This window comes from Verrucomicrobium sp. BvORR106 (assembly GCF_000739655.1).
In the GTDB taxonomy this organism is placed as follows: Bacteria; Verrucomicrobiota; Verrucomicrobiia; order Verrucomicrobiales; family Verrucomicrobiaceae; genus Verrucomicrobium.
Map to the genome: position 1 here is coordinate 49,765 of NZ_BATR01000052.1, position 11,325 is coordinate 61,089.

At 62.6% G+C, this 11,325-nt stretch carries 4 protein-coding genes; 3 read left to right on the forward strand and 1 reads right to left on the reverse strand.

Translation table 11 applies throughout. The annotated features are described in order from the left end of the window. Window positions 1-405: 405 nt before the first annotated feature. The gene (locus BV106_RS08285) at window positions 406-1,569 is read right to left on the reverse strand and encodes a prenyltransferase/squalene oxidase repeat-containing protein (RefSeq protein ID WP_038163251.1); all 1,164 of its coding nucleotides are present in this window, start codon (window positions 1,567-1,569) and stop codon (window positions 406-408) included. Window positions 1,570-3,878: 2,309 nt separating this feature from the next. On the opposite strand from BV106_RS08285, the gene BV106_RS08290 reads away from it, so the two are divergent. From BV106_RS08290 to BV106_RS08300, 3 genes are all read left to right on the forward strand, one after another. Continuing rightward, window positions 3,879-8,735 carry an autotransporter-associated beta strand repeat-containing protein gene (locus tag BV106_RS08290; RefSeq protein ID WP_038163257.1) on the forward strand — a complete coding sequence of 1,619 codons (4,857 nt, stop codon included), beginning with the start codon at window positions 3,879-3,881 and terminating at the stop codon, window positions 8,733-8,735. A 65-nt stretch (window positions 8,736-8,800) separates the two neighbouring features. Then, window positions 8,801-10,204 (forward strand): arylsulfatase, encoded by a 1,404-nt coding sequence (locus tag BV106_RS08295; RefSeq protein ID WP_038163260.1) that lies wholly within the window; start codon window positions 8,801-8,803, stop codon window positions 10,202-10,204. A gap of 150 nt (window positions 10,205-10,354) precedes the next feature. Next, window positions 10,355-10,990: a hypothetical protein gene (locus BV106_RS08300; RefSeq protein WP_038163263.1), complete on the forward strand. Its 636-nt coding sequence runs from the start codon at window positions 10,355-10,357 to the stop codon at window positions 10,988-10,990. Window positions 10,991-11,325: the final 335 nt, after the last annotated feature.

Consider the following 11,325-nt stretch of genomic DNA (forward strand, 5'->3'; position numbering starts at 1 on the left):
CGTACCCAGGGTGGCGGCTCGTGCCTCGCCTGACCCTGGGCTACTTTGTATGACGCCTTTGGCGTCAGGGTGCTCGTATGGGCGGTGGTCAGACACTTGTAGTCGCCGATGCGGTACGTTTAGAACACGGGCTGATGCTCTCCTAAACGCTCTAGTTTCCTGGAATCGTAGTCTGAGGCCGGATGATGGCGATGTGATGCAAGGCCACCTGCTTCTTTGAACCCGGAGGGTTCGCCATGCGTAGCCATGGGTGAAGCGAGCGGAGCGAGTGCAACCCATGGAAAACGGCCAACCGCCTGCTACCGCGGAGCGGTAGGCCATCCGCTACGGTGAAAGGCGAAGTGTGACGCCTGATGACCGCCGAAGCGGTAGGTGGTCGCATCGCATCGGATCACCTAGCGCACCTCACTTCAGCGCCCGGTGTACGTGCTCCAGGGCCAGGACGGTGTAGGCGGTCACCAGCACGGGATCGCCCTCCATCCAGCGGCTGGAGGCGGTGTTTTTCCATGAACCGTTGGCATCCTGCAGCTTGATTAGATGGCTGGCCAGGCCGGTGCGCCAGTCCACGTTGCCGGACTTGGTCTTGATTTGGTCCAGCCCCGCCGTGGCCAGGGCCTTGGCCATGGTGTGGTAGTAGTAGAACAACCCTTCTGAGCCCATGCCGGGGTTCTCCTCCACGGAATAGTTTTCCCCCAGCCACTGGAGCGCCCCTTGCACGCGTGGGTCCTCTGGCGTGAGGCCGGCGTAGATGAAGCTGAGCATGCCCGCGTAGCTGATGCTGCCGTAGTAGCGCATGGCCACGGGTCCGCCTTTGCCGTCTTTGGCTCCACGAGGTTCGCCGGGTTCGTAGGTGAAGGCACCGAGGTTCTTCTTGTCTTCTCCCGCCCATTTCTGGTCGTTGGATTCCGGGCGGTTCTGGCAGCGCTCGATGAACTTCACCGCTGCGCCCCAGTTCAGGTCATCCTGCTTGTCCACGGGTTTGCCGGTGTCCTCCAGGAGCTTCTTGGAGAGGTAGAGCGATTCCAGGGCGAACTGGGTGTTGGAAAGGTCCGCGTGGGCCGGAGAGCCGGGCTTGGAGGGGCCGTAGCCAAACCCGCCGTCGAACGTGTTGTCCGCACTGCCCTTGGCATCGTAGTCGTTCTGCTGCCCGGCCACGAACTTGCGGGCCTTGCGGATGGTTTCCTCGTCCTCAGGACGGTTGCGCAGGACCAGCGCCATCAGGGAGATGGAGGTGTTGTAGTTGGCGCGGCCCTTCGCGTAGATGCCGCCGTCGGGCTGTACGTTCTTGAGCAGGAAGGCGTAGCCTTTGTCGACCTCAGGGCCTGCGGAGGGCTTCCCGGCCACGGCGGGATCTTGCACGATCCCCGCCAGCACCAGCGCGCTCAAGGCGGGCTCCTGCGGCGTGGTCCAGTAGCCGCCCTCAGTGTTCTGTTGGGACTTGAGGAAAGCTACCCCGCGGGCGATGGAGGCTTGCACCTCATCGCGCAGCTTCTGGGGGTTCTGGGCCTGGATGGAGGATGCGGCGGCACACAGGGTGAGAAGGAGGATGGCGCGGCGTGAGGTCTTCATGGCGGGTGAAAAGACGCGGGATACTGAGAGCGGCACCCTGGCGAGATGTTGCCAGGGCGAGGAACGGGTAGCGTAACACGGAAGCGTGTGAGCTGGGAAGAGGCTGTTTTGGGTGGGGCAACGTGGGGGCAATGCGTCGATTTCGTGCAATTCGTTCTTTTCGTACTTCGTTCGGAGAAATTCAGCGCGTGGGATGGCCTGTCGATTTCGTGCATTTCGTACTGCGTTCAATGATTGGCGGAGGCGGCGGGGCGACCAACTCGCCCCGGCCTGAGCAAGCTCTGCAGGCTGGCCAGTGAAGAGGTTTGAAATGTTGCATTGTGATGTGCTATGGAGAAAAAAACCATAGGGGAAAAACGCACGCGTTCCCCCTGACTCTCTCTTCTCTCTCTCTCTTAGAGAGACGAATTGGAGAGAAGCTGTCCAGTTGAGTTGCTTCAACTGGACAGCTTCTGGTGGAGGCCAGTGTGAGTCCAGCCCCGTCACGGTGGGAACGGGGGGCGGTCTTGGGGAGCGCTCGCATCCTTGCGTGCTGTTCGCGGTATCTTGCCGCGAACGTCAGTCAGCGTATGACATCGCAGCCGTCTGTCACGGAGGTGTTGATGGCGATGGGGAGGAAGCGGATGCAGGCGGCCTTCCCACCTGATCCTCCTCTGCGGCGTTACCCAAGGTTGACTCGCCTAAGGCTCGTTCAACCATTGGGCTGTGGTAGAGATCCCCGCTGGGGATCAGCTTCGGACTGAGGTGGGCACTTCCAGGTGGTTCCTTGGCGGTTACCCAACCGCGCGCGTTTTGGGGTGGCCGCCATGGAACTGACGCCTTCCACGCGCTCCGTCGAAGTTCTTCCTCGAAGAGGATCGGGCTACAAGCCCAACGTTGACGAGCTTCCAGCGAGTCTACGTTGGGTATGGGTGTTGGAGGTTTCTACTCCGGAGGAGTTGTGGCGGTCTGAGCCTTTCGCGCCCAGTGTGCTCCAACGCCGTGAGGCGAGGCGGCAGCGGATATTCCCCGAACGGAGTACGAAATGCACGAAATGCACGAAATCGACGAAGCGGCGCGACACGAGCCCCGAGGCATCCGCGGCGAAGGAGATTGGTGATTTGGACGTGCGCCTCTGCGGCGACTGAGCCGGTTGGGACAACCGGACTACGCCTGAAGCGACGCCGCGGGAGTAGTCCGACGGTCCCCGTCGGGTTGGGAGCGGAGGGGACGGTGTGGGACGGCCTGTCACACGGAGGAGCAGGGGAGTTATCGCATTTTGTCGCCGAGAAAGCACGGAGGACCTTGCAGACGCTTCGGCTAGTGCCTCCTTACGTCGACAACTACAGGGGCGCTGGATGGCAGGTGATCAATCACCAGTGGGTGAGACTGGGGGCGTGCGCCGTCAGGGTGTGTGCGGATCCAGAAGGTCTTTGAAGAAGCCCTCTGACATTTGGCTGTCGATGCCGGTCGTAGTTGTCGACGTGAGGAGAACGGACCAATCGCGCGCGTTTTGGGGGGCCGCCAAGGAACCACCTCGAGATGCCCGACTCAGACCGAAGTTGATCCCAGTATGGGATCTGTAACACAGCCCAATGGTTGGACGAGCCTTAAGCGAGTCAACCTTGGGTAGCATCCGCAGAGGATGATCAGGTGGGAAGGCCGACAGCGTCTGCTTCCTACCCACCACCTTCAACACCTCCACGTCAGCTCCTCAGGTTCCTTGGCAGGCACTAGCTTCCCGGTATGCGATGGGTGCCCGCGGAGTGTGAGCAAGTGCCCAAGGGGCGCTCCAACACCGCGAGGCGCAGGGACTGCAGCAGAACTTCTCCGAACGAAGTACGAAATGCACGAAAAGAACGAAATCGACCCACAACGAACGGGACGAATTACGCGTTCGCGTCAATTTAACCCCCCGTCGACAAACCCCCTCCCGAAAAATTTCCATTGGACAAATTCCCCTCCATGGTTACTTTCAATCCACACTAAACCAGTGTGAATGCATCCGGCCTCGGAGCATTTGGCCGATCCGCACGAAGGAAGGTTCACGTTTTAAACTTTCCTGCCCGATCCCACCTGGGAAGCCTGTCAGGTCTCCACCGTCTCGTGACGGCCCCGTTCCCATGTCCGTGCTCTTGATTGACTCCAACAGACCCCGCCACATCCGACCACCGGTACCGCGGGGCAGAGACTGCTGCTGACGGTCTGCGCCAAACCACCGTCCCCACTCATCTCATCAACCACCTGTGAACGCCTGCCCCACTGAGGGGCGGTGCGGATGAGCCTGCATGCCTCTGTGCCAGGACCAACCTGCCTCTGCGAGTAAATCAATGTTCTTTCCTATATCCCCTGTCTTTCCGTCACGACGCTCACCTGCCGGTGCCGGAGCTCCCATCATCATCTCCCTGCTGCTGGCGCTGTTGCTGGCAGGGACGTCCCGTTCCTTCGCGGCCCCCTTGTATTGGGATCTCAACGGCGATGTCGCAGGCAGCGGCTCCGCGACGCCCACTGGCGTGTGGGACCTGACCACGCAGAACTGGAATGCCACTGCCACAGGCGATCTCACGTTGCCCGGCGTGTGGGCCAACACCGGCACCGACACCGCCGTCTTTGCCGCAGGCTCAGATGCGACCGGCAGCTACACGGTGACGGTCAACGGAGCGCTGCTCCTCTCTGGCATCACCCTCGAGGAAGGCGGCACGCTCACGCTGGCGCAGGGCACGGATGGAGCCTTGGGCTTTGGCGCAGTGCAGGCGCAGATCAATGTCGCGACGGGGGCCACGCTGATCTCCAACGTTGCCCTCTCTGGCACGGCCGGACTCGCCAAGACTGGCGCAGGCACGCTGTATCTGAACAACGCCTCTGCTCCCTCCGGCCCGTATCTGGTCAGCTCTGGCACCCTGGTGATCGGCGACGGTCTGTCCATCAGCGGGACGACGCTGAATCTGGGCGGTGTGGCAGGGCTCTCCTCCACCGTGGCCCTGGGCACGGGCGCCGTTTACAATCTGGCGGGCGCGATCAACTTCCTCAATGCCAACACGCCCCTCGCGGCGCTCATCCAGGGCGGGACCATCACGCTCAATGGCACGCGCAACCTCTCCGCGCAGAACATCGCCGCGCTGATCGATCTGGAGATTCGCTCGGTCATCGCAGACGGCACGGCTTCCTCCGGGATTAACAAGACTTCTGCAGGGACGATCCTCCTCTCTGGCAGCAACACCTACACCGGGGTCACCAACGTGACGGCCGGGACGCTGCAGATTTCAGGCGGCGGTTCCATCGCGTCCAGCTCCGCCGTGACGGTGGCGGCTGGCACCACGCTCACCTTTGGGTCCAATACCGACACGGTGGCGGTGAACCGCGTGGGAGATGCGGCCATCATCACCCTCACGGCCGGAGGCAACAACGATGTGGCCAATCTCAACTTCAACGGCTCCGACTTCGCCACGCAGACGGTGCAAGGGGAGACCGTCGGGGGATTGGTGATGGCAGGGCAGGCTCGTTCCTTTGTCTCTCTCAAAGCAGGTGCTGGGGATGAGTACGAGCTGAGACTCGGCTCGCTCACCCGGAGCGGGAGCGCGCTGGGACTGATCCGCGCAGACGGCCTGGGCCAGAGTGCGGGAACGGCGGGTGCCGTGAGAGTTTATGTCAGCGAACCGCTCGCCCTTTTTGGCACTGCGGGCGCTATTCTGCCCTGGCTGGTGGGGGATGTCTCCACCACGGGCACGGGCACCGGATTCCTCACCTATGACTCCACGAACGGCCTGCGTCTGCTGAACTCCAGCGAGTACACGGTGGTCGCTGCCAACTCCCTGACAGCCGGGGTCAATGCCGTGAAATCCGGCGGTGCCGTGACCCTCTCCAGCTCGGTGCGCGTGAACTCATGGACGAACAGTAACACGGGAGCGGTCACTCTGGGCGCGGCAGTGACCCTGGGCATTGACAGCGGCGGGCTGCTCTTCACGGCCAACGGAACCTTCACTGCGGGTGTGGTGGATCTGGCATCCTACACGCAGGGCATCGTCCATGTGGCGAGTGACAGCAACATCACCGCCACCATCAACAGCGTGCTGGCCGGAGATTCCGGTGTGCTCTACAACGGCACCGGCAGCGGCACCAAGATCCTCGCGCTGGGAGGAAACAACACTTTCACCGGCGGATTGACAGTGATGAACGGCACCGTGGAATTGAGGAGCAACGAGGCGCTGAACAAGTCAGGAGTCAACTCGCTCAACATGCTGGGCGGCACGCTGCGACTGAATGGCTTTAATGCGACCGTGGCGTCGTTGGATGGAGGCGGAACGGTCAACAACAACGCCACCACTGCCAGCACACTCACCATCAATGGCGGAGGCACTTTCACCGGCAACCTCAACAACGGATCGACCGGCGCGCTTGCGTTGACCAAAAAGGGCAGCGGGACCCTGATCCTGGGAGGGGCCAACGCCTACACGGGAGCGACCATCGTGGAGGAAGGCATCCTCTATGTGAACCAGACCGGAAATTCGAGCACTGGGGGCACTCTCAGCGGCACCACCGCCATCACGGTGAAGCAGGGCGGCACCTTCCGCATCAACAACGGCAATGCCAGCAACAACAGCGGCAACCGTGTCAATGATGCCGCGGTGATCACCCTGGCTGGCGGTACCTTTACCTATGCTTCCAACAACACGGCGGGAGTGAACTACAGTGAATCCCTGGGTACTCTGAATCTCACCGCAGGAGCAAGTGTGCTCACCACGCAGCCTGCGGATGCGGCCAATACCTCCACGGTCACCTTTGCCAGCTTCGGTACCCGCGCTGCTGGCGCCACCTTGAACTTCACCGGTGGCAGCCTGGGCACCGCGCTCAACAAAGTGGTCTTCACCAGCGGGCTCGCCGACGGCTTCCTGGGGGGCTGGGCCACGAGCGGGAACGAGTTCGTAAAGTACGTCACCGTCACCGGCATCATCGCCATGAGCGGCACAGACTATCTTGCCACCGCCGCCACGGGCTGGACCTCCGCCGTCCACGCCAAGCCCTCGGCCGATCAGACGCTCAGCACCTCCTATGACGTTGCCTCATTGAACCTTGCCGCAGGCATTGATGTGAACCTGGGGACCAATACCCTGGCCACAGTCAGCGGCGGCTTGATCAAGTCCGGCGGCACGGTGGATGGCACCGGTACCAGCGTCAGCAACATCACGGGCACGGGCAAATTGACCGCAGGAAATACAACGGCGGCGGCCGAACTGTTCGTCCGGGTCACCGGGGCCAACCTCATTGTGAGCGCGGTGGTGGGCGACAATGCAGCAGGCGGTGCTGTCTCGTTGGTGAAGGCCGGAGCGGGAACGATCGACCTGAAATCAGCCAATTCCTACACAGGCAGCACCTACTTCAATGAAGGCACGATCCTGATCAGCCATGCGGATGCCTTGGGAGTTGGCGGCTCGCTGGTCTTCAACGGCGGCAAACTCAAGTATGCGGATGCGGCGAAGACGCTCGATGCCTCAACAAGAAGCACCTTGTTCCTGGGCGATGCGATCTTCGATACGCAGACATTCACAGTCACTTTTGCCAATGCGATCGGGGGAGGCGGGAGCGGTCGCTTTATCAAGACAGGCTCGGGAGTTCTGAACTTGTCCTCCACCACCAACGCCCTGAACTACGGGGGCACCACACGTGTCACTGAAGGCACGCTGCGCTTCACCGGCATGGGGGCGGTGCATGGAATGAATGGATTGATCCTTGGGGGGACGACGGTGAAGGCGGTGCTGGATGTGGGGGCGGGTAATCTCCTGAATCTGAATGGCAACATCGCCGCATTCGCCGATGGAAAAGATACCGCGGCTCTGATTCAAAACGGAACCATGGCCCTTAACGGCAGCCGGACCGTGGACGTGGCCCTCAGCGCCGCGACGGAGGCTGCCAGCATCCTGGAAGTAACTTCCACCATCACCGATGGCACTGTAAGCGGCTCCCGCGTGACCAAGACAGGCGCTGGCACCTTGAAGCTCCTGTCTGACAACGGCTACACGGGCCGCACCGAGATCTGGGACGGCAAGCTGGTGGTGACCGACCTCGAAGCCCTGGGCATCACCTCCGGTGACGAGAATGCCCTCGTGCTGGGGAACGCCGCCACGACCGGCACCTTCAGCTATGAGGGGACGGAGGATGTGTCCTCGAACCGCAGCCTGCTGCTGAACGGTGAAACCGGCGGCGGGGTGTTGCAGTCTGACAAGACAGGCGCGCTGGACTGGTCGGGGGCCGTGACCATCTCCCAGACGGGCACCAAGACGCTGACCCTGGGCGGCGCTGCGGCTGCCTCCGTGCAGAATCAGGTCAGTGGAGTAATTTCCGACAACCTCGCCGTGCAGGCCACCGTGAACGTGGTGAAGACCGGCACGGCCACCTGGAGGCTCACCGGGCAGAACACCTACCTCGGCACCACCACCGTGCAGCAGGGCGTGCTCCAGGTCGGTTCCGGGGGCTCTGGCAGCAGCCTGAGCCAGGCGCTCACCGCGGGCACCACCGGCACAGGGCGCACCACCGTCACGACCGGGGGCGTGATCAGCGGCACCGGGGTCATCAAGACGGGGCTTACCCTGCAGGGTGGGGAAGTGCGGCCGGGAGACTCCGTGCTCGCCGGAGCAGAGACCTCCTTCGACGCCGGGGGCAAGCTGGGCACGCTCTGGGTGAATGGCGATGTGTTCTTTGAGAGCGGCACGCTCACCTTCCAGGTGCAGGCCGCCACCGTGCATGTAGCGGCTCTGGCAGATTCCACATCAGTTGGCTATGCCACAGCCTTGTCAGGACTGGCCACCGACCACGCGGCTGAGCTGTCAGCCCCGGTCAATCAGTCCGGCTTCCAGCATGATCACTTGGAAATAACCGGCACCTACGCCGCCACCACCAGCGGGACCAAGTCCATCGTCATCACGCTCGTGGACGGGGCCACCTTTGCCGCGGGGGATGTGTTTAACCTCGTGGACTGGAACGGGCTCGCCGCGTTTTCCTCGGCCACACCCACCTTTGTGCTGCCGCAGCTCTCCGACAGCTCCTTGGCGTGGGACACCAGCCTGTTCTCCAGCCAGGGCATCGTGTTCGTCACGCTCGCCCCTGAGCCCTCGCGCGGGGTGCTGCTGGTTGCCGCCTTGTCCATGCTGGCGCTGCGCCGCCGTCGTGCCCGGGAGGCTCACTCTGTGTGAAGAAGTCTGCTCCCGCTTCGTTTCCACGCACGCCCTCATCTTCCTCCCACCCCCAGATACGCCATATGATCCAACGCATCGCTTCCCTGTTGTTGCTGGCCATTGCCGCCAGCGAGGTCTCTGCCGCTGAGGCTCCTCGCCCCAATATCGTCTTCATCCTCGCCGATGACCTGGGCTCCCATGATGTGGGCTGGCGCGGCAGTGAGATCAAGACCCCGCATCTGGATGAGCTGGCCCGCAGCGGAGCCACGCTGGACCAGTTCTACGTTCAGCCCGTGTGCTCTCCCACCCGCGCCGCGTTGCTGACCGGGCGCTATCCCTTCCGCTACGGCTTCCAGACCGGCGTGGTGCGTCCCTGGGCGGAGTACGGTCTCCCGTTGGAGGAGCGAACCCTGCCGCAGGCGTTGAAAGAAGTGGGCTATGAAACGGCCATCACCGGGAAATGGCATCTCGGTCATTTCCAGCCCGCCTATCTGCCCACCAAGCGGGGCTTTGATCACCAGTACGGCCACTACAACGGCGCGCTGGATTACTTCACGCACATCCGGGATGGCGGGTTCGACTGGCATCGCAATGACCAGGAGAATCACGACGAAGGCTACTCCACCGAGCTCGTCGGCAAAGAAGCCGCCCGCCGCGTTCGCGAGCGCGACAAGTCCCGTCCGCTCTTCCTCTATGTGCCCTTCAACGGCGTGCACTCCCCGCACCAGGTGCCGGCCGAGTATGAGGCGCCCTACACGCAGTTCGAGGGCAAACGCAAGACCTATGCCGGCATGATCACCGCGCTGGACACGGCGTTGGGCAAGATCGTGCAGGCCGTGCGGGATGAGAAGCTCGTGGAAAACACGCTCTTCATCTTCTCCAGCGACAACGGCGGGCCGAATCCGAAGCAGCTCACCAGCAACGGTCCCCTGCGCGCAGGCAAGGGCACCGTGTATGAGGGCGGCGTGCGCGTCTGCGCCTTCGCCACCTGGCCGGGCAAGATCAAACCCGGCACCTCCGTGCAGGCCCCCATCCACATCGCCGACTGGTTCCCGACCCTGCTTGGCCTCGCCGGAGCGCCTTTGAAACAACCTCTGCCGCTGGATGGCAAGGATGTCTGGGCCTCCGTCACGGAAGGGGCGGCGTCACCTCATGACGCCATCCTCATCAACACCACGCCCAACGGCGGCGCCATCCGCTCCGGCGACTGGAAGCTCGTGGTTGGCGGTGCGAACCGCGATGACGAAGACGGCCCGGGCGACGCCGCCAAGGGCAAGAAGGGGCGCGAACAGCCCGGCAAGGGCGTGGAGCTCTTCAACCTGGCCAGCGATGTGAGTGAGAAGAACAACGTCGCCGAGGCCAACCCGGAGAAGGTGCAGGAACTGCGCGCCCGCTATGACAAGCTCGCTGCAGAAGCCGTCGCACCCAAGAGCGGCCCGGCCCCCAAGGGCTTCAAGAACCCGCGGGTCTGGGGTCAGGCGGACTGATCAGGCATCGCCAAGGACCTCCCCACAGTTTCAGTTTCGGACGCTCCAGGTGGCAACATCTGGAGCGTCTTCGTTTTTCCGCCACAGGGCAGACAATCTCCTTACAATTTACGGATTCCCGATCTCGGGCGGGAGGACTAGGATGGCGGCATGAATGGCTTGTTACCGATCTTGCTCTGCCTGTTTGCCATCGCTTTCGCACCGGTTCGGGCACATGCCGAAAGTCCCGCAGAGAAGATGCTGGATGAGACCACGCAGTTCATCTTCTTCAGTGTGCTGGAAGGCGCCTATGAAACGGGTCTGTCTGGGGAGGATGTGGCCCAGATCTTGATGAAGAAGGAAGGGCAGAGCTACTTCCACTTCATCTACGCATGCCCGGTCTGCAATGCCACCATCTGGGCGCTGCAGGCTTATCAGGCACGGCCTGATCGCTTTTATGGCGTGAAACTGGCGACCTCCACGTTCGGCCGGGGGCTGGACGAGCAGTCAAAGGAGATGCTGCGTGACGAGGACCCGGTGCAACGGCTGCGGGCCATCAATGAACTTGTGAACGGATGGATGGCGGCACGGATGAAGAAGCTGCGCCTGACGGATGAAGAGCGATCCAGCCTGCTGGTGAAGCTGGAGGAGAAGCGCAAGGAGGGCATGAAGGCCCTGGAGTCCTTCCAGCGCAAAGAGCACGGTCCGGACTTTGGCGTTGCCGAGGCTGCTCCCGCCTATGTGGGCCTGGAGGAATGCGCCGTCTGCAACGCCGCCGTGGGGAAGCCGATGAAGCTGCCGAAGTAGGGGGGGGCGAAGTCGCACCGCGAGATCACGCCGCAGGCAGCCCGATGGCTGACGCCTTTACGACCACCCCCTGGTCATTGATCACCACCCTCCCAGCGCCCCTGTAGTTGACGACGTGAGGAGACACAAATTTCCCGGTATATGGTGATGTGGCTGGGAAGAGGATCAAGGGGCCAAGGTGAGCGCTCGAACGGGCGGGAGCAGGGCGCTGGGTAGGCGGAGTCACACCGCGAGAACCACACCGCAGGCGCTTCAGCTACGGTCGGTGTTGAGCGCCGATGAGCAGAATGTTCCGTCACCAGGCCAGCGAGGCCGCAGGCAGCCCGATGGCTGAC

Bases quoted from the DNA above. Each gene is read 5' to 3' on its own strand.
- BV106_RS08285 (WP_038163251.1), bottom strand. From the start codon at position 1,569: ATGAAGACCTCACGCCGCGCCATCCTCCTTCTCACCCTGTGTGCCGCC.
- BV106_RS08290 (WP_038163257.1), top strand. From the start codon at position 3,879: ATGTTCTTTCCTATATCCCCTGTCTTTCCGTCACGACGCTCACCTGCC.
- BV106_RS08295 (WP_038163260.1), top strand. From the start codon at position 8,801: ATGATCCAACGCATCGCTTCCCTGTTGTTGCTGGCCATTGCCGCCAGC.
- BV106_RS08300 (WP_038163263.1), top strand. From the start codon at position 10,355: ATGAATGGCTTGTTACCGATCTTGCTCTGCCTGTTTGCCATCGCTTTC.